General features: G+C 70.0%; 22 protein-coding genes and 3 pseudogenes. 16 read left to right on the top strand and 9 right to left on the bottom strand.

Annotation, left to right across the window (positions count from 1 at the left end):
* The first annotated feature begins 23 nt into the window (after positions 1–23).
* Together ACWCQS_RS03915 and ACWCQS_RS03910 are read left to right on the top strand one after the other, a co-directional pair.
* Entirely contained in the window at positions 24–1043 is a 1020-nt protein-coding gene (locus ACWCQS_RS03915; protein ID WP_451002937.1) for an EamA family transporter, read from the top strand.
* Positions 952–1554, top strand: a pseudogene (locus ACWCQS_RS03910) (NAD(P)-dependent oxidoreductase); the annotation flags it as partial. The gene ACWCQS_RS03915 and the pseudogene ACWCQS_RS03910, both read left to right, overlap by 92 nt.
* Before the next feature lie 131 nt (positions 1555–1685).
* Here ACWCQS_RS03910 and ACWCQS_RS03905 read toward each other — a convergent pair.
* The 4 genes from ACWCQS_RS03905 to ACWCQS_RS03890 form a co-directional block, all read right to left on the bottom strand.
* A complete protein-coding gene (locus tag ACWCQS_RS03905) occupies positions 1686–2873 on the bottom strand; it encodes an SPFH domain-containing protein (protein WP_388619255.1) in 1188 nt (395 codons plus the stop codon).
* An 11-nt stretch (positions 2874–2884) separates the two neighbouring features.
* On the bottom strand, positions 2885–3136 hold the full coding sequence (locus tag ACWCQS_RS03900; protein ID WP_451002936.1) for a hypothetical protein: 252 nt from the start codon (positions 3134–3136) through the stop codon (positions 2885–2887).
* Between the two features lie 162 nt (positions 3137–3298).
* Positions 3299–3853: a PaaI family thioesterase gene (locus ACWCQS_RS03895; RefSeq protein ID WP_451002935.1), complete on the bottom strand. Its 555-nt coding sequence runs from the start codon at positions 3851–3853 to the stop codon at positions 3299–3301.
* 59 nt (positions 3854–3912) lie between these two features.
* Positions 3913–4404 carry a winged helix-turn-helix transcriptional regulator gene (locus ACWCQS_RS03890; RefSeq protein ID WP_451002934.1) on the bottom strand — a complete coding sequence of 164 codons (492 nt, stop codon included), beginning with the start codon at positions 4402–4404 and terminating at the stop codon, positions 3913–3915.
* 95 nt (positions 4405–4499) lie between these two features.
* On the opposite strand from ACWCQS_RS03890, the gene ACWCQS_RS03885 reads away from it, so the two are divergent.
* Both ACWCQS_RS03885 and ACWCQS_RS03880 read left to right on the top strand, forming a co-directional pair.
* A complete protein-coding gene (locus tag ACWCQS_RS03885; RefSeq protein ID WP_451002933.1) occupies positions 4500–5198 on the top strand; it encodes an SDR family oxidoreductase in 699 nt (232 codons plus the stop codon).
* 12 nt (positions 5199–5210) lie between these two features.
* The gene (locus ACWCQS_RS03880; protein WP_451002932.1) at positions 5211–6809 is read left to right on the top strand and encodes an MFS transporter; all 1599 of its coding nucleotides are present in this window, start codon (positions 5211–5213) and stop codon (positions 6807–6809) included.
* Positions 6810–7237: 428 nt separating this feature from the next.
* Here the strand turns inward: ACWCQS_RS03880 and ACWCQS_RS03875 are convergent, their stop codons facing one another.
* Positions 7238–8755 carry a sialidase family protein gene (locus ACWCQS_RS03875; RefSeq protein ID WP_451002931.1) on the bottom strand — a complete coding sequence of 506 codons (1518 nt, stop codon included), beginning with the start codon at positions 8753–8755 and terminating at the stop codon, positions 7238–7240.
* A gap of 966 nt (positions 8756–9721) precedes the next feature.
* Between ACWCQS_RS03875 and ACWCQS_RS03870 the strand changes: the two genes are divergently transcribed.
* The gene (locus tag ACWCQS_RS03870) at positions 9722–11167 is read left to right on the top strand and encodes a protein kinase domain-containing protein (RefSeq protein ID WP_451002930.1); all 1446 of its coding nucleotides are present in this window, start codon (positions 9722–9724) and stop codon (positions 11165–11167) included.
* Positions 11168–11430: 263 nt separating this feature from the next.
* On the opposite strand, the gene ACWCQS_RS03865 is transcribed toward ACWCQS_RS03870, so the two are convergent.
* The 3 genes from ACWCQS_RS03865 to ACWCQS_RS03855 are packed head-to-tail and all read right to left on the bottom strand — an operon-like array spanning position 11431 to position 13653.
* Entirely contained in the window at positions 11431–12420 is a 990-nt protein-coding gene (locus ACWCQS_RS03865; RefSeq protein ID WP_451002929.1) for a M56 family metallopeptidase, read from the bottom strand.
* 33 nt (positions 12421–12453) lie between these two features.
* Positions 12454–12855 (bottom strand): BlaI/MecI/CopY family transcriptional regulator, encoded by a 402-nt coding sequence (locus ACWCQS_RS03860; protein WP_451002928.1) that lies wholly within the window; start codon positions 12853–12855, stop codon positions 12454–12456.
* 45 nt (positions 12856–12900) lie between these two features.
* A complete protein-coding gene (locus tag ACWCQS_RS03855) occupies positions 12901–13653 on the bottom strand; it encodes a TetR/AcrR family transcriptional regulator (protein WP_451002927.1) in 753 nt (250 codons plus the stop codon).
* A 156-nt stretch (positions 13654–13809) separates the two neighbouring features.
* Between ACWCQS_RS03855 and ACWCQS_RS03850 the strand changes: the two genes are divergently transcribed.
* A complete protein-coding gene (locus ACWCQS_RS03850; protein WP_451002926.1) occupies positions 13810–16011 on the top strand; it encodes an MMPL family transporter in 2202 nt (733 codons plus the stop codon).
* On the opposite strand, the gene ACWCQS_RS03845 is transcribed toward ACWCQS_RS03850, so the two are convergent.
* Positions 15969–16934 carry a LuxR C-terminal-related transcriptional regulator gene (locus ACWCQS_RS03845; protein WP_451002925.1) on the bottom strand — a complete coding sequence of 322 codons (966 nt, stop codon included), beginning with the start codon at positions 16932–16934 and terminating at the stop codon, positions 15969–15971. The two genes, ACWCQS_RS03850 and ACWCQS_RS03845, sit on opposite strands and share 43 nt — an antisense overlap.
* A gap of 449 nt (positions 16935–17383) precedes the next feature.
* On the opposite strand from ACWCQS_RS03845, the gene ACWCQS_RS03840 reads away from it, so the two are divergent.
* The 10 genes and pseudogenes from ACWCQS_RS03840 to ACWCQS_RS03795 all read left to right on the top strand — a co-directional run.
* Entirely contained in the window at positions 17384–18031 is a 648-nt protein-coding gene (locus tag ACWCQS_RS03840; protein ID WP_451002924.1) for a thermostable hemolysin, read from the top strand.
* The gene (locus ACWCQS_RS03835) at positions 18024–19622 is read left to right on the top strand and encodes an AMP-binding protein (RefSeq protein WP_451002923.1); all 1599 of its coding nucleotides are present in this window, start codon (positions 18024–18026) and stop codon (positions 19620–19622) included. Before ACWCQS_RS03840 ends, ACWCQS_RS03835 begins: the two co-directional genes overlap by 8 nt.
* A complete protein-coding gene (locus ACWCQS_RS03830) occupies positions 19619–20530 on the top strand; it encodes a TauD/TfdA family dioxygenase (RefSeq protein WP_451002922.1) in 912 nt (303 codons plus the stop codon). Before ACWCQS_RS03835 ends, ACWCQS_RS03830 begins: the two co-directional genes overlap by 4 nt.
* Positions 20527–21423, top strand: a complete 897-nt coding sequence (locus tag ACWCQS_RS03825; RefSeq protein ID WP_451002921.1) for a diiron oxygenase — start codon at positions 20527–20529, stop codon at positions 21421–21423. Before ACWCQS_RS03830 ends, ACWCQS_RS03825 begins: the two co-directional genes overlap by 4 nt.
* A 92-nt stretch (positions 21424–21515) precedes the next feature.
* Entirely contained in the window at positions 21516–21863 is a 348-nt protein-coding gene (locus tag ACWCQS_RS03820) for a darcynin family protein (protein WP_451002920.1), read from the top strand.
* Entirely contained in the window at positions 21860–23275 is a 1416-nt protein-coding gene (locus ACWCQS_RS03815; RefSeq protein WP_451002919.1) for an MFS transporter, read from the top strand. The genes ACWCQS_RS03820 and ACWCQS_RS03815 overlap by 4 nt, the downstream gene beginning before the upstream one ends.
* A 61-nt stretch (positions 23276–23336) precedes the next feature.
* Complete coding sequence (locus tag ACWCQS_RS03810; RefSeq protein WP_451002918.1) at positions 23337–23735, top strand: hypothetical protein; 399 nt, start codon at positions 23337–23339, stop codon at positions 23733–23735.
* Positions 23732–25306 carry a multicopper oxidase family protein gene (locus ACWCQS_RS03805; protein WP_451002917.1) on the top strand — a complete coding sequence of 525 codons (1575 nt, stop codon included), beginning with the start codon at positions 23732–23734 and terminating at the stop codon, positions 25304–25306. The genes ACWCQS_RS03810 and ACWCQS_RS03805 overlap by 4 nt, the downstream gene beginning before the upstream one ends.
* 118 nt (positions 25307–25424) lie before the next feature.
* A pseudogene (locus ACWCQS_RS03800) lies at positions 25425–25958 on the top strand (flavoprotein).
* 47 nt (positions 25959–26005) lie between these two features.
* Positions 26006–26194: pseudogene (locus ACWCQS_RS03795) on the top strand (site-specific integrase); the annotation flags it as partial.
* Between the last annotated feature and the right edge of the window lie 59 nt (positions 26195–26253).

Genomic DNA, 26253 nt, shown 5'->3' with positions numbered 1-26253 from the left:
CGCGCCCCGCCGACACTTCCCCCATGCATCGGTACAAGGCCCAGGCGGCGACCGTCCTGCTGACCGCGCTCGCCCCCGCGTCCTGGGGCACCACCTACGTCGTCACCACGCGGCTGCTCCCGCCCGGGCACCCCTTGTTCGCGGGCCTGATGCGGGCCCTGCCCGCCGGACTGCTCGCGCTGCTGATCACCCGGGTGCTGCCGCGCGGGGAGTGGTGGTGGAAGACCGCGGTCCTCGGCGTCCTCAACATCGGCGCCATGCCCCTGCTGTTCGTTGCCGCCGAACGCCTGCCCGGCGGGGTGGCCGCCACCCTCGGCGCCGTCCAGCCGCTGCTGGCCGCGGGGGTCGGCCTCGCCGTGCTCCACGACCGGCCCACGGCCTGGCGGCTGACCTGGGGCGTGCTCGGTGTGCTCGGCGTCGGGCTGGTCGTCCTCGGGCCGGGGGCCCGGCTGGACGCCGTCGGTGTGCTCGCCGGGCTGGGCCATACGACCACCATGGCCTGCGGGGTCGTTCTCACCAAGCGCTGGGGCCGGCCTGCGGGTGTCGGCCCGCTTGCCCTGACCGGGTGGCAACTGACCGTCGGCGGGCTGCTGTTGCTCCCGCTCACCCTGGCGGTCGAGGGGGTGCCGCAGCGGATCGACGCGGGCGCCGCCGGCGGCTATCTGTGGCTCGGCAGCATGGGCGGACTGATCGCGTACACGCTGTGGTTCCGCGGGATCGGCCGACTGCCGGTCGCCGCGTCCGCACCGCTCGTGCTGCTGTCCCCGCTCGTCGCGGCCGTCATCGGGATCGCGCTGGGCGAGTCGCTGAGCCTGCCGCAGAGCCTGGGCTTCGCCCTGGCGCTGACCGCGCTGGTGGCCGCGCAACTCGGTCCCACGGGACCCCGGACGAAGGAGGAGGAACTCGGTGAGGACAGGATCGATGACGATCGCCGTGCTCGGGGCCACCGGAATGGTCGGCGCCCGGGTGGCCGGCGAGGCGAGGACGCGCGGACACCGCGTGCTGGCGCTGTCCCGGAAGCCGCCGGCGAGCGCCGACCCTGAGGTGACGCCGGTCGCGCTGGACGCGACCGACCCGTACGCCGTACCGGAGGCGCTGACCGGCTCCGACGCCGTCGTACTGACCGTGCGGACGTTCCCGGCCGACCGGGAGTTCCTGGTCGGCGCCACCCGCACGGTGCTGGACGCCGCCGCCCGGCTCGGCATCCGGGTCCTCGTGATCGGCGGCGCGGGCGCCCTGCGCAGCCCCGGCGACCGGGAGCTGCCGGTCGCCGAGAACCCCGCGTACGTGCCGGACGAGTACCGCGCCGTCGCGCTCGCCGGCCTCGCCCAGCTGCATGCCTGCCGGGCCCGCACCGACGCCGACTGGGTCTACCTGAGCCCACCGGCCGTACTGGAACCCGGCGAACGCACCGGCCGCTACCGGCGCGGCACCGACACGCTGCTGACGGATGCCCGCGGCAGGTCATGGATCAGCGCCGAGGACCTGGCGGTCGCGGTGCTGGACGAGCTGGAGTGCCCGGGGCCGGACCGCCACATCACGGTCGTACATCAGCGCCCCGGACATCAGCGCCCCGAAGGGGCGCGGGGCTGTGCTCGACATGCGGCTACCGCCGCGCGGGCGCGACCAGCCACAACGACGCGGCAGACGAAAGACGTCCCCACGCGGCCGAGCCGGCGGAGCGCCTAGTCGACGTCCACCGGCCCGTCGTCCGACCTCCGCTCCTTGCCGGAGTGCAGCTGGAGCAGGCCGTTGACGTCACCCCTGGTGCCCTGGCCGCCCTGGCCGTCCTTGTCCTGGCCCAGGCCCTGCCGGACCGAGTCGAGGATCGTCAGGCCCTGGGACACCAGGCCGGCGGCGATCTCGCCGAGGCCGTCCGCGCCGTTCAGGACGTTGACGTTGGCGCCGGACAGACCGCCGGCGGCCTCCTTCACGATCTGCGGGAGCTGGTCGATGAGCATCCGGTCCAGCGCGACCCGGTCGTAGGAGGCCGCGGCCTCCGCCTGGATCTTCATGCGCTGGGCCTCGGCGGCGGCGAGGATCCTGACCCGCTCGGCCTCGGCCTCGGCGGGCCTGACGACCTCGGCGACCAGCTGCTGCTCGCGCAGCTTGGCCTGGCGCTGGGCCAGTTCCGTCTGGGCGGCGAGCACCTCCTGCTGGGCGTGGGCCTGCGCCAGCGGTCCGGCCTGCGCGGCCTGCGCCTGGGCGCGGTCCACCTCGGCCGAGTACTCGGCCTTGACGATCGCGGTCTGCCGGGCGTACTCGGCCTGCTTGCGGGCCGCCTCCTGCTCCGCCTCGACCGCGGCCTGGGTGGCCTGGGCCTGGGCGATCTGGGCCTGCCGCTGGATCGCCGCCTTGTGCGGGGCGGACATCGCGTCGATGTAGCCGGTGTCGCCGTCGTCGATGGACTGGATCTGCAGCGAGTCGACGATCAGGCCGATCTTGGCCATCTCCGTCTTGGAGGTGTCCAGCACCTCGGCGGCGAGCTTCTGCCGTTCGGTGACGATCTCCTCGACCGTCATCGAGCCGATGATGGCCCGCAGGTGGCCGGCGAAGATCCGGCCGGTGAGCACGGACATCTGCTCCTGGTCGGAGAGGAAACGCTGGCCGGCGTTGATGATGCTCTCGTGGTCGTTGCCGACCTTGAAGGCGATGACCGCGCGGACGTGCAGCGAGATGCCCTGCTTGGTCACACAGGTCTCGGTGACCTCGGCCTCACACATGGAGAGGGTGAGGAACCGGACCTTGCGAAAGACCGGGAGCACGAACTTTCCGTGGCCCGTCACCACGCGGAACGGAGCGCCCCCCAGTCCCCGCCGGCCCCCCGAGATCAACATCGCCTCGTCGGGAGCGGGAACGCGGTATCCGAACATACCTGTACTCCTCAGCTTGCGCCGGCGGCCTCTCCGCCGAGCGCGTCCAATGGATCCACCCACTCGATGACGCCGACCTCGCGGCATCCCCGTGATTCGATCACGAGGACCGTGGCGCCCGCGGGCAGGGGAGCCTCGGACCACGCCAGAAACGTCTCGGAGCCACCTCGAACCCGCACCAGGACCTCACCGGGACCCGCGGATCCCCGCGTCCCTATGAGCACCTTGCCCGTACAGCCGACCACGGCCTCGTCCTGCGGCATCACCGGCCGTCCTCCTCGTTCTGGCCTGAGAATTCCGACGATAGACCGACCGGGGCCGGTTCCCAACGGGTGGGAGGCGGCGGTGTTCCGGTCGCGGTGTTCTGCTCTCGGTGTCTCGGTCTCAGTGTTCCGCTCCCGTCTTCCCGGCGACACCGGGGGTGGTCAGCGGGCCGGGACCGGGAAGAGCATGCAGCTGCTGGTGGCGTGGGCCAGCAGCCGGTCGTCGGAGTCGCGCAGTTCTGCCTGGGCGAGGGCGGTGCGGCGGCCGCTGCTGAGGACGGTGCCGATGGCGCGGACCTTGCCGGTGTCGACGGTGATCGGGCGCAGGAATTTCAGGGTCAGGTCGATCGAGGTGTATCCCATGCCCTGGGGCAGCACGGACTGCACCGCGCAGCCGGCCGCCGAGTCGAGGAGCGTGGCGTAGACGCCGCCGTGCACGCTGCCGATCGGGTTGTAGTGCTCCTCGCCCGGCACCAGTACGAAGACCGCCCGGCCGTGCTCGGCCTCCTCCAGGGTGAAGCCCAGGGTGGCGGCGATCGGCGGGGCGGGCAGGCGCCCGGCCAGGATCTCGCGGAGGAAGTCGAGACCGCTGTGGTGAGGGACGGCGTCGGCGGAGAGGGCGGGGTCCTCCCAGCCGAACACGCGTGATCTGCGCCTCTCCGCTCCTGTCGCGCCGGTCGCGCCGGTGACCTGGGACTTCTTCGATGTGTCGGGCATGGGGGCAGCTCCTCGGGGGCGGGTGGGTCGGTGGGGCGCGCCGGTCGGCGACGGAGGGTTCAGGGGGTGTCCGGGCTGACGCGCATGAGACCCGGGCCGGCGTCGACGAACGTGCCACCGATCGGCACGTCGTGGCCGTCGTCGCAGCGCAGCACCACGTGTACCGGGGCGCCGCAGTTCTGGTGGCGTACGACCACGGGGGGTCCCTGTTCGTCGGCGGCCCAGGTGTCGCCCCACTGCCGCAGCGCCGAGAGGACGGGCAGGAAGTCCCGCCCCTTCTCGGTCAGTTGATAGGCGTACCGGGTCCGCTGGCCGGGTTCCTGGTAGGGCACGCGCTCCAGGAGGCCGGCGGCGGTGAGTTCCTTCAGGCGCGTGGAGGCGGCGGGTTCGCCGATGCCCACACGCTTGGCGAAGTCGTCGAACCGGCGGGTGCCGAAGAACGCCTCGCGCATGATCAGCAGCGCCGTCCTGGTGCCGACGATCTCCAGGGTCCTGGCGATGGAGCAGTTGGCCATGGACCAGGCGTCCCGTTCCTTCAGCAGATCGTTCATCTCCCAGCCCTCCACCTGACTTGCCTCTTCCGAAGTCAGCCTATAACGTCGTAGCTGACTTCTGAAAGCGTTAGTCAGCTCCCGAGGGAAGAATCATGGACATCAGCGCAGCAACCGCCCTGGTCACCGGAGCCAACCGCGGTCTCGGCAGGGCGCTCGCCCAGGAACTGGTCGCGCGCGGCGCCACGGTGTACGGGGCGGCCCGCCGACCGGACCAGATCGATCTGCCCGGCGTGAAGCCGATACGGCTCGACGTCACCGACCCGGCCTCCGTCGCCGCGGCCGCCGAGGAGGCCGGCGACATCACCGTGCTGATCAACAACGCGGGCAGTTCCACGGGCGCCGATCTGCTGACCGGCAGCTGGGACGCCGTACGCCTGGAGATGGAGACCCACTACCTGGGCACCCTCGGCGTGATCCGGGCGTTCGCCCCGGTGATCGAGTCCCAGGGCGGAGGTTCCATCCTCAACATCCTGTCCGTGCTGTCATGGATCACCTTCCCCGCCGTGGGCGCCTACTCCGCGGCCAAGTCCGCGGAGTGGAGCCTGACCAACGCGGTGCGCCAGCAGCTCGCACCCCGGGGCATCACCGTCTCCGGACTCCACGTCGGCTACATGGACACCGACATGGCCCGCCACGTCACCGATTCCAAGACCGACCCGGCGGACGTCGCCCGTGCCGCCGTGGACGGCATCGCCGCCGGCGCGCCCGAGATCGTCGTGGACGACCGCAGCCGCCAGGTCCAGGCCGGCCTCTCCGGTGGCGTCGCCGCCCTCTACCCGCAGCTCGGCTGAGACGAGGACACCATGGTTTCCACTCCGTCCCCCGCCCCGGGCCGGCTCAAGCCGGCCGAGCGGCCCACCGGTGTCCGGCCCTCCCCGACCCAGACCTCCCCGAACCAGCCCTCCCGCGCCGCCGCCGCCGTCACGCTCATCGCGATGTGCCTGGGCGCCATGACGACGTTTCTGCTGATCACCGCCTCGGTGTCGGCGCTGTCGGCCATCCAGGACGACCTGCACGTCTCCCCGACCGGCCTCGTCTGGATCCCCTCCGCGTACACCCTGCTCGTGGCCAGCCTGGTGATGTCCGCGGGCACCATCGGCAACCTCTACGGCCGCAAGCGCGCCTTCGTCACCGGCGCCGCGGTCATGATCGTCGGGTCGCTCATCGTCTACACCGCGGGTTCGGCGGGAGGCGTCATCGCCGGCCAGCTCGTCTCCGGCCTCGGCGGCGCTCTCATCCTGCCCAACAGCCTGGCCATCCTGGGAGCCACGTTCCCCGACCCGCACCGTCGTACCGAGGTCGTCACCGTCTGGGCGGCCTCCTCGGGCATCGGACTCGCCGCCGGCCCGCTGATCGCGGGCACCCTGCTGGACCACTTCCACTGGAACACGGTCTTCCTGTCGACCGCCGTCCTCGCCGTGGTGACCATGGCCGTCGCCGTCTTCGTCGCCGAGTCGCGCGGCCCCGAGGGCAAACTCGACATCCCCGGCCAGGTCCTGGCCGTCCTGGGCATCGCCGCCCTCGTCTACGCCCTCATCGAAGGCGGACACGACGGCTACACCAGCCCCCGGATCCTCACCGCCTGGTTCATCGCCGCCGCCGCCCTGACCGGGTTCGTGCTCGTCGAGCGCGCCGGCCGCACGCCCATGCTGGACATCGGCCTCTTCCGGTCGGCGTCGTTCAGCGCCGTCATGTTCGTCGCGGCGGTCTCCCTGTTCGGCTTCACCGGGCTGGCCATCCTGTCGGTGCTCTTCTACGAGCGCGTCCAGCATCTGTCCGCCCTGGCCGTGGGCTGGCGGCTGCTGGCCTTCTTCGGCGTCTACGTCGTCGTCAGCTACGCGACCGGACGCGTGATCCGCCGCACCGGCTTCAAGCTCCCGCTGACCCTGGGCTTCCTCATCGGAGCCGCCGCCACGGCCGGACTGACCACGCTGGACCCGACCACCCCCTATGCCCGGGTGTGGTGGCTGTACGTGCTCTTCGGCGCCGCATCCGGCATGGTGGCCGCGCCGAGCACCGCCGCCGCTCTGGTCAGCGTCTCCCATGAACGCGCCGGCATGGCCTCCGGAGCCGTCAACGCCTTCCGCCAGATCGGATCCGTCACCGGCTCCTCCCTCCTCGGCGCCCTCCTGGCCAGCCGGCTCCAGTCCCAACTGCCCACCCGTCTCGCCGCTCACCACGTCCCCCGAGCGGCCTGGCCCACTGTCGAACACGCTGTCTCCACAGGCACCGGCGGCCACCGCCCGACCCCACCGAACGTGACCGCCGCGATCGGCGACGCCTTCACCTCCGGCGTTCACGCCGGCCTGACGGTCATCACCGCCGTATTCCTGTGCGCGGCCGTCGCCTCGGCCCTCCTGGTCCACAACCGCCCGCACCACGCCTCTGCGACGACGAACTGACGCACGGCTTCCGGGAGTCAGCCGGGGTTGAGCGTGGCGCGGGGACATGAATCCCTGTACAGGGCAAACGATGGATCAAGACGCTTGGGCGGCACGTACCACCGCACACCGACTGGGAGGACCGAGAGAAGCTGCGGGACGGACGAACCGGCGTCGAGGTGTCCGCCGTCGACGGGGCGTGACAGCCGGACACCGTGGCGTCCCGCGTGATGGTGTGGCCGATCAGCCTTGGCAACTCCCTCTGGTGAATGCCCAGTTCATCTAGGGGAGGAGACGCACAGCAGCCCCGTCCCAGCCGCAGGCCCCCGGCACCCCTGCGCTCACGACACAACCGCACACATGCGACGGCCCCCGCTGGGACTGCCGTCCCCATGCGAGGGCCTGATCACCGAGGAGGAGGGAAGCTCCGCCTGCTCGATGCGTTGTCGTCACCCGTGGTGCTTGTCGTGGTGCGGGTAGTCGCGATGGTGGTGCTTGCCCTTGGTGCTGAAGTAGATCGCGTCGGTGGGCGGACCGGTGACTGCGCCGCTGAAGTTCCCGGCGAAGACGCCGAAGAACTGATCGTCCACCGCCTTGAGTTGCTGGTAGTCACCGAGGACGCGCTGTCTGGGGTTCCCGTCGTTTCCTGCCGTCTGGAAGGTCTGGAGCACGACATCGCTGAATGTCACGCCGTGGTCCTTGCTGCGCGCGAGATGCGCCGAGAAGATCGGGGCGTTGTCTCTCCCGAGTCCCTCGAATGTGTCGTAGAGGACACCGACCGTCCCGTCGGACAAAACCGCGACCGAAGGAAGGGCGGCGTTGGTCGAAGTCGACACATCGTGCGCCGGACCGACGGTGAGGCCGCCCGAGCCGTTGTCGGTGAGGCGGCGGATCTTGATCCGGTTGGGGCCGCCGCCCGTGGCCTCGCCATAGACGACGTAAACGTCGCCGTTGGAGGGGTCGACTGCGGCGTGGTCGACACCGCCGATCAGGGCGTTTACGCCGCCGAATTTGTACGGGGCGCCCGCGCTCCATTGAAAACTGGGGACTGTGTCCACGGTGAGCCCGTCGGGATTGCCGTTGAGCGTCCAGGTGGCGCCCCCGTCTGTCGAGCGATTGAGCTTGTAGGTCACGTTCTTGGGCTGAACTCCGGCCCCTGTCGTCTGCTCGTACAGCGCATAGACCGTGCCGTTCCGGTGATCAGTCGCCAGGCGCAGGCCGGGGTTGGTCCCCGCCAAGGGAGCCTCCGTGCCCGCCTTGTTGTCGGCGGTGAAGTTGACCGGGTTGGCGCCGTAGGAGACAGCGACACGGGCTGCTTGCGGATTGGCGCCGAAGTCGTCGTAGGCGACGTACACGTTGTCCTGGCGCCGGTTGTTCGGGTCACGGTTCACCAGCAGCCACGGTTGGTCGACGTTGTTGCGGTTGCCGCTCGTGAGCTGGGCGGGGTTGCCGTTCCATTGCCACTGCGAGGCGCGGGTGGGATCGGTTGTCGAACCGGTCACCACATGAAGTCCCCCGTTCGCGGTCAGGAATGTCCCGTAAAGCCTGCCGTCGCGGCCGTAGTCGACGGTCTGGTCACACGGGCATCCCGCCGTACCCGGTACACCAGGGGGCACCCGGATGACTCTCTCCTCTTTCCAGCTTCGCCCGCCATTGCGCGAGAAGAGCAGGTCCGCGTTGTTGTTCCAGGCGCTCCCGCCGAACCTGGTGATCGCGATCTCGTCGGGGCGCTCGGGGTTGACCGCGATGCTGGGCTCACTGCCTCCCGTACTTCTGGCGGCCGAGGTCGCGTCAATGACGAAAACGCCCGCGGCTCTGAGCGCCCGCTCGCGGTACCGAGGGTACTGAGGGCTCCAGCCGCGGTAGACGGATCGATCGGGTGGCTGATCGCTACCGCCGGAGGTGTCGGACGGCTGTGGCGTCGGATCTGCGGTGGCGGCCTGTACGAGTCCGGGCGTGCCCAGCACGCCCAGCAGTGCCCCGACTGCGAGTGTCCTCGCGTATGCGGTGAGTTTCCGAGATCTCATGATCGGCAGTTTGGGCACCTGCCGAACCCGGAAGAGTCCAGGAAACGCTCACAGGTTCGCGAGATCACACCGGCGGGCTAACCTCACGCTGTCACGAGGCGGGCGCCGTCCGGGACTTGACCAGAAGCGCGGAAAGTGCTCCTGGCCTGCGGCGACAGGACTTGCGGAGGAGCCTGTTGGTCGCGAGGAAGAAGCACCCCGCCCAAACCCCACCAACCCCCAACTCAGGGCCAAACCAAGCAATAAGGCCGATGCCCCGCCTCATGCAACCGATGCGAGAAGTCCTGGCATTCGTGCAGCGATTGGAGGCGGTGGGGCGCTGGCCTGGGGTTTCTCGGTGAAGTGTGCGTTGACCTGCGGAAACTCGTCCCGGTGGTTCTCACGGGTCAACGCCGTTTCCCGACCTCGTATGTGCTGAACCCGTTCCGCGCGGTATGCCGCGACGGCGCGTAACCGCGACGGGCGCTGTGACGGTCAGGCAGGAATTGGGTGGCGCCCGACCCGTCCACGGCTCGGCTGCGCGCGGCCCTGCCGGCCTGCGGGGCGACTGACGGGAGTTGGAGACGTCGATGCCCTGGTCGAGCCAGCGCTTTTCGAGTATGGCGCGCAGATGCGGGTCGGTCAGGCTCAGGTGGAGCGGGGGCGTACGTGATGGAGACCTTGACCAGGCCGTCATTCGAACGCTTTGAGGTCGAATCGTGGGGAGGGCCGCGATCAGGGGGAGGGTGCTGGTGGCGGAGACGTTCTGATCACCGCGGTCGTCGAAGGAGTCGGAATTGAGCAGGACGAAGGTCGTTGCGGCGCCGAGGAGGAAGGCGACGGTTGCCAGGAGCGCGGTGTGGGCGCCTTGGCCTGGGGCGGTCGCGCCGTAAGCTGCGCCGGGTTTCTGATTCACGGGAGGCGTGAGTGGGGCGGGAAGTGGTCCTCGGCGGCCGGTACGAACTGGTCGAGAAGCTCGGTCAAGGTGGTATGGGAACGGTCCATCGGGGGGTGGATCAGCGGCTGCGCCGCACTGTAGCGGTGAAACTGCTCTCCTCGGCGCTGGCCCACGATCCGCAGTCGCGAGCCCGTTTCCGGCGCGAGGCGCACGCGGTCGCCGCGCTGAACCACCCAGCGGTGGCCACCATCCACGACGTCGGCGAGGAGCCGCACCCGGACGGCCCACGGCCCTACCTGGTCATGGAGTACGTGCAGGGCGCCACGCTCGCCGAGGTCCTGCGAGAGGGCCCGCTGCCTGTCGCCGACGCCGTCAACGCGGCATGCGCGGTGCTGGACGCGCTGCGGCACAGCCACGAGTGCGGGATCGTGCACAGGGACATCAAGCCCTCGAACATCATGCTCACCGGACCCGACACCGTGAAGGTCCTCGACTTCGGCATCGCCAAGGCTTTCACCGAGACCGCCACCCGCATCACGGGTAGCGGTGCGGCGATCGGCACCCCCGCTTACCTTTCCCCCGAGCAGATCAACGGGGCGGAGATCGACCACCGTGCCGATCTGTACGCGATGGGGTGTCTGCTGCACGAACTGCTGGCCGGGCAGCCGCCGTTCCGTGGCGAATCGCCCTTCGCCGTTATGCATCAGCACCTGTTCGCCGCACCGGAGCCGGTCTCCCGGCTGAGACCGCAGATACCACCGGCGGTGGAGGCGGTGATCCTGCGCGCCCTCAGCAAGGACCCGAAGGAACGGTTCGCCGATGCCGGGCAGATGCGCGAAGCCCTCGCCGACGCCCTGACACAGACCTCCATGCCGACGGTCCAGGCCACCACGCCCGGGCCCCAGGCGACTCCGTCCGGCGGCCGAACCGCTCTCTGGGACAGGTTCCGTATCTCATTGCGCCCTTCCGCCGACAGCGCTCTGGCTCTGCTCGGATGCCTGCTTTCGCTGCTGTGCGCACGTGGCCGACTGGTGGACACCGCTCACTTCGGCTGGGTCGCCATCGCCGCAGGCGTGTTGGGCCTGGTGACGCTGCCCTGGTCGACACGCCTGTCGTGCGTGGTGGGCTGGGGACCGGTGGCCGAGGCCGTGGCGGTCAACTCCGAACTGCGGCGCGCCTACGTCGGGTGGGCCCACTCCTACGTCGCCATCGCCGTTCTGCTCGCACTGGCCGCCGCCTGCTGTCTCGTCAGCGCAGCACGCGGTCAGGAGCGCGGCGCCGGCCCGCTGATCGCCTTCTGGTTCAGTGCGACGGCGTCGATCTGGTACTTCCTCGACGACCTGCACAAGCTCTACGTCTTCTACCTGCTGCTGTCGCTGGCGGCCATGGCCACGGTGTCGTGGGAGACCGCCGAACTCGTGCGTCGCCGGGCCTCGGACAGGCGGGCAGCTCCGAAGGCGTATCCGTCGGCGTGACGCCGCCCGGCCGTCGGCTCACGACCACGTTGACCCGAAACCTCAGCGCATGACGAGGCCAGCGGACAGCCAACGAGTTCTTGCTGGACGTCCGTGCGGCCCATCCATGGCCTGCTCAGTGACCTCACGGAGGTCTCCCTGGGAGTGGACGCCACACCACCTGGGCTGACAAGCCGAACCGACGCGGCAGCCCGGGTACCCCTGTCCGGGCCTTCGGCCGTCCCGTGCTCGCCGACATGCTGTTGTGGCGGAGGGGCCCTAGGTCACTGTCTGGTCGCCTGGTGGGCCATTTGCAGCAGATGGTGGACGTCATGCGCTGCGTCGGCGCAACACAGGAGGGCCATGGCCGGCAGAAGTGCCGTCAGCGCCGGGATGACGGGGCGGGCGCGGGTTCCGCGGTGGGACGGTTCGAGCAGGGCGGCGACCCTGCGGGGTATGGGGCCGACCACGGCTGACGATCCGGTCAGGTGGAGGACGGTGCGGGACGCGCAGGCCCGAGGCGCCGCGCGCTGTCTGGCCAGGGCTGCCTTGCCGATCGTGACGGCCACGCGGCGGCGGTCACCTGTCGCGCGGGCGGCTTCCTCGTCGGCCCAGCGTTCGACCGTGTAGGAGACGTGCCGGGCCAGCGGGCGCAGCAGCGGGTTCGCGGTGGCGGCCAGCTGGGAGGCCATGACGAACCAGTGGTGGCGTGCGCGGAGGTGGGCTCGCTCGTGGGCCACGAGGACGGAGACCTCCTCGGGCGTCAGCGCGGCCAGCATCGCCGTCGAGACGACGATGCGCCCTCCGGGAACCGCCGAGGTCGCACTGCCGGGCACGGCGAAGGCGTCGGCCGAGGGGTCCTCCACGACGGACAGCCCGTTCCGTGCCGGCAGGGAGGCTGCCTCCCGCGCAGCCGTGCGCTGCGCGCGGACTCGGCGTCGCACGACCCGCACCGTCGCGACGGCAGCCGACAGCAGTGCCACGCCTGCCAGGAGCGGGACGAGCCTGGTGCTCGGCGTTCCGTCCCTGAGAACGTGCAGGGACCAGTGTCCGTAGGAAGCCACCGGGGCGGTGCGCAGCAGGCCGGCCAGAACGAGCAGCATCAACCCCGCGCTACTGGCGGCCGCGAGTGTGCCGGCTGTGGCGGTGAGCAGCCATGTGGCCGGACGGGGGTCCAGGCGTTCGGCCAGCGGACGGGCGACCCAGGTGGCCGGCAAGCCAAGCAGCAGCAGGAGGTAGACCGTGCAGAACACGGAGGGTTCGGTTCCCTTCAACTCGGGGGGACAGTCTCCTGCGGGAGCTGGTGCTCAGCCGTCGGAGGGCTGTTCCGTGCCCAGCAGGCGGCGCAACAGCCGCTCGTCGTCGGGGGACATCGCAATGACGAAGCGGCTCAGGACGGCCTCACGGTCAGGTTCGTCGGCGAGCAGCTGGTGAAGCCGCCGGGCTGCCAGGCCGGGCTCGTCGTCGACGGGTGCGTAGGCGTAGGCGCGGCCGCGGCGGGAGCGACGCAGAAGTCCCTTGTCGTGCAGGCGGGACAGGGTGGTCACCACCGTGCTGTAGGCGAAGGCTCCGGTGAGACGGGTTACGACCTCGCCTGCGGTCAGGTGGTCGTGCGCCGCCTGGAGGACCGAGAGGACCTCCGCCTCCAGCGCGCCGTTGGGACGGCGGCCACCCGGGTCGCCGATGCCGAGCAGGGCTCTGCGGTCCATGCTGTGGTCACTCCCTTCCCCGCCCGGGAGTGTGCCACGGCATGGCTACCGGGCGGTACGCGGGTCTGCTCCCAGTAGCACCAGGATCTCGCGCAGGGTCTGTTCGAACACCGGCTCGGGATCGGTCAGGGCGAAGGCCAGATGCCCGAACACCTCCATGGAGACCATGCCGTACAGGCGGGACCACGCGAGGACGAAGACGTACAGCGCTTCAAGGGGCGGTTCGGAGCCGACGTGCTCGCGGACCTCTTCCAGCTGGGAGAGCCAGGCCGGGTCGAGTGTGCCGGGTTTGGGCAGGGGCAGGGTGCCGGTTCGCCAGAACTCCATCATCAGCCCCACGAACACTCCACCGAAGCGCCAGCTGGCCGCGTGGCAGGGGTCGCCCGGGGCGCAGTCCGCGTCGGACATGGGCTTGCTGAAGATGAGGGTGAACTCGGGCTTGTGGTGCAGCGCCCAGGTGCGCAGGGCACGGGCGACCGCGGTGAGACGGCCATGCGGCGACTGGTCGGGAGCCCGGTCGCGGGCGCGCGACAGGTCCGCGGTGAGTTCGTCGTAGAGGAATGCGGTCAACGCCTGTACGAGCTCGCGGTGGTCGGCGTAGTAGCGGTACAGGCCCGGTGCGGTCATGCCCATCTCGCGGGCGATGGCGCGCAGGGACACGGCGCCGGGGCCTTCGTCCACCAGCAAGCGTCGGGCACAGCGCAGGATCTCCGACTTCATCTCGGCGCGCTGGCGCTCTCGCGACTCCTCGCGCTGTCGCGCCCGTCGGGTCGACGGTGGGGCGATCTGGCTGCTCACGGCTGTGCCTCCTGCTGTCGTGCGGCTCCGCCGACCGGCCCGCGCTTGACAATGCTAACGCCCATCGCGTCTAGTAAACAGTGTTAGCAAACGCCGTAAGCACACGGTGTAAGCAAAACGGCGTCTGCGGACGCCGTTCACTGAGTCGAGGGGAACATGCTGGCTCGCTGGGGGGATCTGGTCGCACGGCGTCGATGGCTGATGCTCGTCCTGGGCTTGGCCGTCGTGGTCGCCGGCGCGCTGTGGGGAGGCCGCGTCGGGGAGGATCTGAGCGGCGGTGGCTGGGACACACCGGGAAGCGCCTCCCAGCGGGCGGCGCAACGCATCGAGAAGCGGTTTCCCGACGAACGCACCGATGTCATCGCGGTCTTCAGTGACCCGCACCGGACCGTCACGGATCCGGCGTTCCGCTCGGCGGTCGAGAAGTCGCTGCGCGGGTTGCCGACCGGCGACGTGGCGAGCGTGCGGACGTACTGGAGCACGGGGTCCCCGGCCTTCGTCTCCCGCGACCGCCACAGCACCTTCGCCGCGCTACGGCTCGACGCCCCGGACGCCGACCACGCCAAGGACGTTTTCGGCCGTATCAAGGGGAAGTTCTCCGCGGCCGGCGTGCGGCTCGGACTCACCGGCCACGCCGTGGTGATGGACGACGTCAGCACGCTCACCAAGCAGGACACCTCGCGCGCCGAGACGCTGTCCGCCCCGCTGTTGCTCCTGCTGCTCGTGCTGATCTTCGGCGGTCTGGCCGCAGCCTCCCTGCCGCTCGCCATCGGCGCGCTGGTGGTCCTGGGGTCCTTCACCGTGCTCCGGATGCTCACCCGGCTCACGGACGTGTCGGTGTTCTCGCTGAACATCGTGACGATGCTGGGCCTCGGCCTGGCCATCGACTACGCCCTGTTCGTAGTGGGCCGCTTCCGGGAGGAGATGGCCAGCGGCCGGCCGACCGTCGAGGCGGTCCGCGAGACCATGGCCACGGCCGGGCGGACCGTCGCCTTCTCGGGGATCACGGTCGCGGTGTCCATCGGCAGTCTCGTGATCTTCCCGCAGGGCTTCCTGCGCTCCATGGGGTACGGCGGAGTGGCGGCCGTGGTGATCGCCATGGTCGCGTCGCTCACGGTGCTTCCGGCGCTGCTCGCGGTCCTCGGCCGGCGGGTCAACGCCCTGCGTATCCCTCTGCCCAGCGGCCGTCGCGCCAATGAGCCGGTGCAGACAGGACGTTGGTACCGCGCCGCGCGTGCCGTCATGCGTCGGCCGGTTCTGGTGGCCGCGCCCGTCGTGGCCCTGCTGGTCGGCCTGGGGCTGCCCTTCCTGCAGGCGAACTGGGGTGGTGTCACGGAGAAGGTGCTGCCCGAGCACACCGGCAGCCGCGTCACCAGCGAGCGGCTGGACCGCGACTTCGCCCGCAATCTCGCTTCGCCGATGTCCGTGGTGGTCAGCTTCGACGGCGGACAGCGGGCGGACGGTGCCGGCCCCAAGGCCGAACTCGCCGCATTCACCAGGCGGGTGGGGCAGCTGCACGGGGCCGACGGCGCCCAGGTCATGGCCGTCCACGGCTCCTCCGCGCTCGTCCAGGTCGGCTACTCCTCATACCCCATGAGCAAGCAGGCGCGGGAGCTGGTCGAGAAGGTCCGCGGCGTGCGGCCCCCGGCGCACGCCGAGGTGCTGGTCGGCGGGACCACCGCAGCACTCGTGGACCAGCTGGACAGCCTGGCCGCGCACCTGCCCTGGATGGCACTGATCGCCGTACTGGCCACGATGGTGCTGCTGTTCCTGGCCTTCGGATCGCTCGTCCTGCCGCTCAAGGCGGTGGCGATGAACGCCCTGTCGCTCTTTGCTGCCTTCGGGGTCGTCGTGTGGGTGTTCCAGTCGGGGCACGGTGACGGGCTGCTCGGCTTCACCGCGACCGGAACGCTCGACGCCAGTCAGCCGATCCTGATGCTGGCGGTGCTGTTCGGGCTGTCCATGGACTACGAGGTGTTCCTGCTGGCACGGATGCGGGAGCACTGGGACCGCAGTGGTGACGCGCAGGAGTCCGTCGCGGTCGGTGTGCAGCGCAGCGCCCGCATCATCACGAGCGCCGCACTGCTGCTGGTCGTTGTCGTCGCGGCGTTCTCGACCTCCGGGATCAGCTTCGTGAAGATGATCGGTGTCGGCATGGCGGTCGCCATCGTCCTCGATGTCACGGTGGTGCGGCTGCTGCTGATGCCCGCCGTGCTCCGCTTCCTGGGCCGGGCCGCGTGGTGGGCTCCGGCGCCACTCGTCCGCTGGTGGGAGCGGCACGGGGTGCGGGAGGCGGCCGAGCCGGAGCCGGTGAGTCAGCTCAGCCAGCCCAGCTCGAGAGCCCGTACCCCCGCCTGAAAACGACTCTCCGCCCCCAGCTGCTGCATGACTTCCGATGTGACACGGCTCAATGTCCGCAAGGAGATACCCAGGTGCCGAGCTATCTGCTCGTCCTTGATGCCGGTGGCCATCAGCCGGACCACGGTCCTTTGCTGCTCCGTCGCGGCAGGGGACGGCGGCTCCATCCCGTGATCGGGTGTCACCGGCGAGGCCGCGTGCCAGCAGTACTCGTACAGGGCCGCGTACGACCGCACCAGCGCCGCGCCGCGCGCCAGGATGACGCCCTTCTCCGGCTCGTCCGGATCGATCGGAAGGACAGCTATACGGCCGTCCGCGACGATGATGTGCAACGGAACCGTCGGGCTCAGCCGGACCTCGCTCCCCAGCGCGAGCAACTCCTGCAAGTGCTGCTGGACGTAAGGGACGCCGGCGAAGCGGGACGGATAGACCGTGCGGACCCGGGCCCCGCGTGCGATGTGCACGCGGTCGCGCTCCAGACCGGAGCGCAGAACCTCGGCCGACGGGAGTGGGCCGGGGTGGAGCGAGGCGACGTCCGTCTGGACCAGATCGACCAGATCGTCGAGCAGCCGGTGGATGCGGGCGGCGTCCGTGATCACCTCGACCTCGATCTCGGCCCGTTCGTGCTCCATCGTGTGGCGGTAGCGGCCGACGAGGCTCTCCACGGCCCACATGCCCCGGTCCAGCCAGTCCATGTGGAGGTTCAGGTAGCGCCGCTGCTCCTCCAGCAGGCGCAGCAGCGCGGCCTCGGGGTCGACCACCGAGACGGAGGAGCCGTCGCTACCGGTGTGTACGAGCCCCAGCTCCCTCAACTCGGTCCACGCGGCGTCCAGTTCCCCCGCCTCGACGCCCAGCTCGGCTCCGACGGTGCGGTCGTCGGTCGCGCCTCCCGTCCGCACCCACTGGTAGAGAGCCGGTGCCACAGCGCTCTGAACCGCCTTGTCCTGCGAGTCACCAACTCGCCCCACTCGCACCATGTTCCCCCCGTCGGTCCCTCGAACATCTACACGTTACCGTTTGGCTGCAGCGGCGGCGGCCACCACGCGCGGCACCGGCCGAGCCGGGCCCCCGGTTCCGCCGGCCGGTGCCTGGCGAATTCCTGCCATGGCGTGCACGCGCAGCCGTAAATCGCGGTTGGCGCGTTTTCGGTCAGGCAGAATAGGGAGTGCACGGGGGGTGTGACCGGTTTCCGGTCGGTGGGCTCCCTGTATCTCTCATTTTCACTTCACGGGGGCTTTTCTCATGTATGGCGACATCGTCATGCTGTCTGCATGTGCGCAGGTCAAAGACGTATCTGTGGCGCTTCGGCAGTGGTGGCCGACCAAGTGAAACCGGATACGGAGAAAAAGCGTCGTACAGGGGGGTACGAGTAATGCGTATTGTGCTGTCAGAGCGTGGATCGGCATGGTGGGAGGAATCCGCCGAGCTGGTCAAGAAGGTTTATGCGAACACCTTCGGAGCGCGGGTCGAAGTAAACCCGGAGCGGTTCCTTTCCTACCTGGAACGGAACGCGGAGACCGGCCGCGAGGAGGTTCTCGCGTGCACCGGCCTCACGCCCGCCGAGGGTGGACCGCTCTTCCTGGAGAAGTACCTGGACGTCCCGGTCGAGGAGCTGATCGTCGCCGACGGCCAGCCGGTGACGGGCCGTCACGAGATCGTGCAGCTGGGCTCGGTGGCCTCGGTGCGTGCCACCGCGGGCGCTGAGCTGTTCAAAGCCCTGACCGTGGTCCTGTGGGGGCTCGGCTGCCGCTACGCCGTGATGACCTCCACGCAGCGCTCGCTCGCGCTGCAGAAGCGGCTGGGCATCGTCTTCAACCCCATCGGCGAAGCCGACCCGGCCCGACTGGACCCGGAGGAGCTGGAGAACTGGGGCACCTTCTACGACCAGCGGCCGCTCGTGGTCTACGCGGTGATCGCCGAGCAGACCCAGTCCTTCGTCAACGGAGTCGGCCGGTACCAGTTCGCCTCCATCGACATGCAGTTGATCCCGCATCGCCGTAAGGAGCTGGCCGGTGTCTGAAACGCGCTTCTCGCTGATCCACGGCCTGCTTGCCCGCGCCGACAGCGACGACATCATGGTCGAGGTGCTCTCCCCGGCCGGTGGTCCCACGGTGAAGTGGACCTACCGCCAGGTGATCGGCGCCGCCAGGGTGCTCGCCGACGACCTCGCCGTCCTCGCGGCCCGGCTGGGCCGCACGCCGCGGGTGGGCCTGCTGGCCGAGAACTCCGCCGAGTGGGTCGTCGCCGACCTCGCGCTGCTCTTCTCGGGCGCCGTCGAGATCCCGGTCCCCACCGCCTTCAGCGCCGAGCAGGCGGCCTCCCTGCTGGCCGGGGCCGACGCGTGCCTCGTGGACAGCCGGGGAGCCCACAGGCTCCAGGAGTGGGGGAACGAGCGCGTCCTGACCGCCGGCTGCCAGGTCGACGCGGTGGACCTGCCCGCCCTGATCGCCGCGGGGGCGTACCGGGACGGCAGGGTCGCCCACCCCATCGCCTCCTGGGACGAGGACGCCGTCTTCAAGGTGATCCACACCTCGGGCACGACCTCCGCACCCAAGGGCGTGATGATCCGCCGGCACGGCATCGAGGCCCTTCTGGACTCGCTCCGTCGGCGCAGCGACCCGGAGATCTTCCGCCGCTACCTGTCCATCGTCCCACTGAGTCTGCTGGTGGAGCAGGTCACCGGCCTCTACATGCCGTTCCTGGCAGGCGGCTCGGTGGCCTTCCTTCCGCCTGGTACGGCACTCGTGGGCACCTCGGGCGACGCGGGGCCGCGCATGCTGTCCCTGCTGCGCTCGGCCCGCCCCACCGCGACGGTGATGCCGCCGACCATGGCTGCGCTGCTGCTGTCGCTGTGCGACCAGCATCCCGAAGAAGACCTGGCACAAAGACACCAGCGGCTGTTCGGCCACGAGGGCCCGGTGTTCATCGCCTGTGGCGGAGCCCCGGTGCCGCCCGAGGTGCTCACCCGCCTGAAGGAGTACGGCCTGCCGCTGTACGAGGGGTACGGGCTGAGCGAGAACAGCTCGGTCGTCGCCTGGAACTTCCCCGGCAACGTCCGCATCGGCACGGTCGGCAAGCCCCTCGACCACGTCGAGGTCAAGCTCGCCGAGGACGGTGAGCTGTACGTCCGCAGCAGCTCGCTCTTCGCCGGATACACCGTCGAGGACCCCTCCAGCTGCGCCGTCGACGAGGACGGCTGGCTGCACACCGGCGATCTGGCCACGATCGATGACGACGGTTACATCCGGATCGTCGGCCGCAAGAAGAACATCATCATCACCGCGGGCGGCCGCAACGTGTCCCCGGAGTTCGTCGAGGCCCAGTACCGGCAGCTCCCCTTCGTCAGGGAGGCCGTCGTCCTCGCCGACGGACTCGACACCGTACGCGGCCTGTTCGTCGTCGACACGACCCGCGACGAGGACGTGATCCGCAAGGAGATCACCGACTTCGGGCTGCGGAACCTGTCCGACGTCGAACGCGTCACCGACATCCGCCTCATGCGGCAGGACGACCTCCGCTATCTCACCTGCTTCACCGTGACCGGCCGCCCCAAGCGGCAGGCCGTCCGTGACCTTCTGCTCACCCAGGACACCATCGAGGAGCACGCATGACCACCGCAGTGCACACCGCGCCCTACGGCACGGGTCAGGGTCTCGTCCTGACCCCGGCCGGCGCCGGCTCCGTCGCCGACATCGACTCGGCCCACCTGCTGAAGCTGCTCGCGGAATCCGGCTTCCTGCTGCTGCGCGGTTTCAACGCCGACATGGACGCCTTCACCTCGCTGGTCAACAACGTCAGCGTCCGCACCACCATCGACCCGGCCCGCGACTTCTACTCCGAGGTCGCCCAGAAGGTGGACGCCGGCACCGGCCCGATCGGCCTGCACACCGAGAACGGCAACAACCCCTTCCGGTCCCACCTCGCCTGGTTCTTCTCCGAGAAGGCCGCCAAGGAGGGCTCGCAGACCACAGTCTGCGACGGCTACCGGGTCTGGGACGCGCTGTCCGACGAGGCCAAGGCGGCCTTCTCGGCGCAGGACATCGTCTACTCCCGCTATGTCGGTGAGCAGCAGTGGCGGGCGATGGCGTTCCACATGATGGAGCAGCGGGTGCCGCTGGAGGAGATCACCTTCGAGCAGCTGCGCGCCCTCGCCGACTCCGTGCCCGGCACCACGGTCGAACTGCACGAGGACGGCGGCATCACCTACGCCTTCCGCACGCCGGCCGCCGCGCCCACCCTCTTCGGCGAGCGGATCGCCTTCGCGAACTCCATCCTCGGCCCCTCGACCAACTACGAGAAGCCGCGCATCACGTTCGCGGACGGCACCGAGTTCCCGACCGAGCTGATCCTGGAGATCTCGGACGTCACCGACCGGCTCACCGAGAACCTCGACTGGCAGGACGGCGACATCGCCATCATCGACAACACCCGGGTGATGCACGGCCGCCGCGCCATCCTCGACACCGAGCGGACCATCTACAACGCCCTCAGCTACATCGACGTGGAGGCCGCCGCGTGACCGCCCAGGCTCTGGAGCGGGTCAACGAGCTCGCCCACGTCAACACCTTCCACCCGAACGCCTTGCCCTGGGAGAAGGCCCGCAACGACGCGGAACTGGCCTACCTCTCGCGGGTCTGCTTCGACGAGGAGGGCCACGAACAGGCGGCCGTGGCCTACGCGGTCAAGGAACTGGCCCAGCTCGCGGAGATCGAGCGGCACGTCTCCGCGGTGATGTCCATCGTCCTGTCCGAGGTCCAGGGCACGGAGGACCCGTTCACCGAGGGCCGCGGCCTGCACGACGCGCTGTCCTGCTTCGCCTCCGAAGAGCTCAACCACGCCAACGCCTTCTACCGGTACGTGCGCGAGCTCGGCGGAGTGGACTTCGTCCTGCCGGACAACCTGTTCAACGAACGGCTTGCCCTCTACCTCGGCGACGAGTCCCCGTACGTGAAGCTGGCGGCCCTGTGCTGCACCGCGTACATCGGCGAGTCGATCATCACGGTGATCGAGCGGCGCACCCGGGCCTACGACCCGGAGATGTCGTACTTCCTGCCGAAGCTGCTGCACCTGCACAACCTCGACGAGGAGCGGCACGTCCGCACCGACCACTGGGTCATCGACGAGCTGATCCCCTCCTTCAACGAGGAGGAGCAGGCGGCGATGCGGCGCATCATCGCGGGCACCGAAGAACTCAACGTTCAGCTGGCCATGGCCTTCGAGAAGCACGCCAAGGACACCTTCGGCGTCGACTACACCGAGGGCAATCTGATCCACCAGATGCAGACCGAGCTGACCATGGCCTTCGGCCGGCACGCCCTCGCGGGTCCGATCACCAAGCTCGACGACGCCCTCGACGACGAGACCCGTGCCCTGCTGGAGCGATTCAGCGGTACGACGACGGTCCACGTCTGACCCTCCCGAGACCACGGTGCCGGGGCCGCTCAACCCCCGGACGCCCCGGCACCGTGCTGCCCATCCACCCCTCACCATTCCCTGGAGCAGTCGTGAAGACGACGATCATCCTGACCTACACCTTCACCCCGGCCTGGCTGGCGCTCCCCCGTGAGGAGCGGAACGCGCTGGAGGCCGCCCACATCTTCCCGGTGTTCGCCAAGTACGCCGACCGGGTCTCCGCCCGCTTCTTCGACGCCGAGGCGTTCCACACCGCGTTCTCCGACTTCGCCCTGCTGGAGACCGAGGACCTGAAGGCGTACTACTTCCTTATCGAGGAGCTTCGCGACTCGCCGCTCATCGCCCAGGGCTACCTGGTCGTGAACGACATCTTCATGGGCATCGAGGACGGCTTCCGGCAGTTCGAGGCGCAGGCCGGCGGGGACGGGCAGGGCAAGTGACCGTCGTCGACGAGGCACGCGAAGCGCGGGCGGAGGGCGACGCTCCGGCCGGGCGCCGCGCACTGATCGCGAGCGCCCTCCTGGCTCTCTTCCTGGCCGCCGCGGACTCCACGGTGGTCGGCTCGATTCTGCCGACCATGGCCCGCACGCTGGGGCACGACGAGCTGTACCCCTGGCTGGTCTCCGGCTTCCTGCTGTGCAGCATCCTGGCGACCGCGGTCTCGGGAGCCGTGGCTGACCGCTTCGGGTCGCGGGTGTCGATGTGCGTTGCGCTCGGCTTGTTCGCGGCAGGATCGGCGGGCTCTGCGGTCGCGCCGGGGATGGTCGCGCTGATCGCCGCCCGGGCGGTACAGGGCCTCGGGGCCGGAGCCGTGGTGACGCTGTCGTACGTCCTGGTGGGGCAGGTCTTCGACGCAGTCGGCCGGGCCAAGATGCAGGGACTTCTGTCGGCAGTGTGGGGGCTGGCCGCGGTCGCCGGTCCGGCTCTGGGGTCGGCGGCGCAGGCGACGGTCGGCTGGCGCTGGGTGTTCGCCGCGAACCTCCCGCTCGCACTCGTCGCAGCGCTCGTCGTGGCGCGCCAGGCGCCCGGCCGGAACGCGGGGACGGGCCAGCGCGGCCGAGTCGACGTGCGAGCGCTGACGACGTTCTCCGTGGGGCTCACAGCCCTGCTGGTGGTGCTGGTGTCACCGGCGCCTCCGGTGCTCGCGGTAGCGGCTGTCGTCGCGGTGGCCGTGATCGCCCTGCACCTCCGCCAGGTCCGGCGCGATTCGTCGGTCTCCCTGGTCCCGGTCGCCTTGGTGACGGACCGAGGGGCACGGGCCGCAGCCCTGGTCTCCGTCGGGGCCTCGATCGTCCTCTACGCCTCCGTCACCCAGCTGCCGCTGGCGCTGACCCGCACGGCCACGGCCGGTGACGCAGCGAGCGGCCTAGTCGTGCTGGTGGCCTCGCTCGGGTGGGTGGCCGGGTCCGCGGTCTGTGCCGGGCTACTCGGCAAGCACGGCGCCCGCGCGGTGGCTTCGGGCGGCGCGGTGCTGCTCGTCGCCGGCCCCGCCGTCCTGTGCCTGACCCCTCATACCTCGCTCGTCACGGCGGTCGTCGCGCAGCTCCTCGCGGGCCTCGGTACGGGCTTCACCGTCGCCACCGCCCTGGTGCAGGCGCAGAATGCCGCGCCCCAGGAGCAGCTCGGTGCGTACACGGGTGCCGTGACCCTGTGCCGCAACATGGGCGCCGCGATCGGCGTGAACCTGATCGCCAGCATCCAGCACGGGGCCGAGGAAGACCTCACGGGCACAGCAGGGTCATACCGGCTGGCGTTCGCCGTCCTCGCGGCCGTCGGCGTGCTGACCCTTTTCGCGACGCGACGACTGGGCACAGTCACGCCGCAATCCGCTCCAGGGGTGATTCATGATTGACAGGTCCGCAGACACTGCGGTTCCGCTTCCGCGCCCGGCGGAAGCGGAACCGTCTTCCCGCATGCCGACGGGCCGGCCTCGCACCTGGCCGCTCACCCTGCTGCGGGTCACCTCGATGCTGTTCCTGTTCGACACCCTGCTCCAGGCAGCTCTGGCGGGCCTGTTCATCACGGGTGACGTACGGTTCCTGGACCTGCACGCGGCCAACGCTCAGCTACTCGCCGCCCTCTCCCTCGTCGACGCCGTGGCCGCCCTGCTGGTGTGGCGCCGAATGGGAGCGCCGGCCTGGTCCTTCGCGCTCGCGGTCGGCCTGGTCGTGCTGGTCGGGGCGCAGATGGGGCTGGGCGCGGCCCGCCTGCTGGGCGGCCATATCCCACTCGCCCTCGGTGTGTTCGGTGTGGGCGTGGCACTTTCCTGCTGGGCGTACACGTACAAGGTCGGGAAGGGTACGGGCAGGTGACGTCACGTCGACGATTTCTGGGGGTCACGGCGGGCGTCACGGCCGGGCTCGCCATACCCGCCGCAGCGGCGGCCTACGATAAGTGGTCGCGGGAACGCACAGGGGCCGTCCTGACCAGCAGGATCAGGCCGCCCCGGCAGTTCGCCGTGCCGTTGCCTGTGCCGCCACGCGCTCGCCCGTCACGCACCTCGGGCGGCACCGATTACTACGACATCACGCAGCGCCAGGGGTCCGTCGAGATCATCCCTGGTCTGAAGACGACCGTCTGGGGCTACGACGGCATCTTCCCTGGCCCGACGTTCACCGCCCGCTCGGGCCGCCGGATGGAGGTGCGGGTGCTCAACAAGCTGTCCGTGCCCACCTCCCTGCACCTGCACGGCGGCGTCACCCCACCACACTCCGACGGCTATCCGACCGACGTGCTGGTGCCCGTGCAGTGCGGTGCCGAGTTCAAGGCCAGGGGAATGACGCACGGCATGGGCGGCATGCATGCCCCGGCGTCCGATTGGACGGTCTCCGAGGGTTACAAGACCTACGAGTACCCGATGGACCAGCGGGCGGCGACACTCTGGTACCACGACCACCGGATGGACTTCAGCGCACCACAGGTCTGGCGCGGCCTGGCCGGGATGTTCCTCGTCCACGACCAGGAGGAAGACGCCCTGCCCTTGCCCGGCGGTGAGCGGGACATCCCTCTGATGATCTGCGATCGCTCCTTCGAGGAGGATGGTTCCTTCCGCTACCCGGGCCACTCGCCGACCTGTACCGGCACTCCCGGCGTCCAGGACGCGTACATGGACGGCGTCCTCGGCGACGTGCAGCTGGTGAACGGCGCCCCCTGGCCCGAGGCCGAGGTCTCCGCGACTCGTCACCGGCTGCGGCTGCTGAACGCCTCCAACGCCCGCAGGTACCAGCTGATGCTGCAACGGGAAGACGGCGGAACCCTCCCCTTCACGCAGATCGGAGGTGACGGCGGCCTGCTGCCCGCGCCCCAGCGTCTGGACCGCATCCCCATAGTGCCGGCGGAACGCTTCGACACGGTCGTGGATTTCACCGACTGCCCGGTGGGCAGCCACGTCACTCTGGTCAACACCTTGGCGGATGGCCGTATGCGCCAGGTCATGCGCTTCAGGATCGCCCGCAGGGAGAAGGACGCGAGCCACGTCCCGGCCCGCCTGTCCCGGTACGCCGCCCTGCGCCCGGCGTTGGCAGTCGCCACCCGGCACTTCGACTTCCGCCGCTCGGACGATGCGTGGACCATCAACGGTCGCCCGTTCAGCACGTCGGAGGTCCTGGCCCGTCCGCGCCTCGGCACCGTCGAACGCTGGCGCCTCACCAGCGACTTCCACCACCCCGTGCATCTGCACCTGGCTCACTTCCAGGTGCTGTCGCGCGGCGGCCGGGCGCCCGAGCCCACCGACGCCGGCTGGAAGGACACGGTGGACGTGCGCCCGTACGAGGTCGTGGACGTGCTGGTCCGCTTCCGCGGCTACCGCGGCCGATACATGCTGCACTGCCACAACCTGGAGCACGAGGACATGGCGATGATGGCCAACTTCCAGGTGGTGTGATCGCCACAGGGCGACGCTGCGGCAGTTGTGTACTGGCCGTCGGACGAGGTCTACCGCAGGGTCGCCGAGCGCACCGGCGCCCCGGCCGCGCACCGCCGAGTGGGACGCTGGCGCGGTCCTGACCAACCGTTGCCGAAAGCGGTTCGTGTGCGCGGCAGGTGTTGCCCGTGACGTCGGCAAGCTCATCACCGCCGCCCAGGAGGCGAACTGGGATGTCGGCGTCATCGCCACACCGCAGGGACTCGGCTTCATCGACGTCAACGCGATCGAGGCACAAACCGGCTACCCGATCCGCTCGGCCTGGCGTTCACCAGGAGACCCGCGCCCACTGCCCCCGGCGGACGCGATCGCCGTCGCTCCCGCCACCTTCAACACGATCAACAAGTGGGCCGCCGGGATCTCCGACACCCTCGCCCTGGGCATCCTGTGCGAGGCGTAGGGCATGGGCATCCCTACGGTGGCGCTGCCTTATCTGAACTCCGCCCAGGCCGCTCACCCCGCCTACCGCCAGAGCCTGGACCGGCTGCGTGCGATAGACGTCCTGATCGGCTCGTGCGAACCACACCGGCCGAGGGCGGGCGGCGCGGCGGATCGCTTCCGCTGGGAGGAAGCCCTGGAGTTGCTGGGGCCTTTGGTCAGCACGGTGCGGTGACACCGTCCCTCACCGGGCACGGTCTGCGGTGATCACCGTCGACGCCCCCGCCGGTCGAGGTCACCCTGCCCTGGGCCAAGCCGGCCGGCGAGCCGAAGACCTTCCGGTTCCTCTTCGTCGACAAGAAGGGGCGGGCCTACAACCGCAGTGTCTTCAACATGGGCGACTGGAAGCGCGCCCTGGCCGCCGCCGGCGTAATTCCTCCCCGCGAGCGCCGGGCGTGCTACCTCCAAGCGCAAGGCGATCCACAACGCCTGCACCGAGACGCCGGAGTCCGAAGCGCAGGGCACATCAG

The organism is Streptomyces sp. NPDC002076 (genome assembly GCF_053593835.1).
The sequence above is the reverse complement of the archived record's forward strand: the minus strand, read 5'-3'. Positions and strand labels throughout refer to the sequence as shown.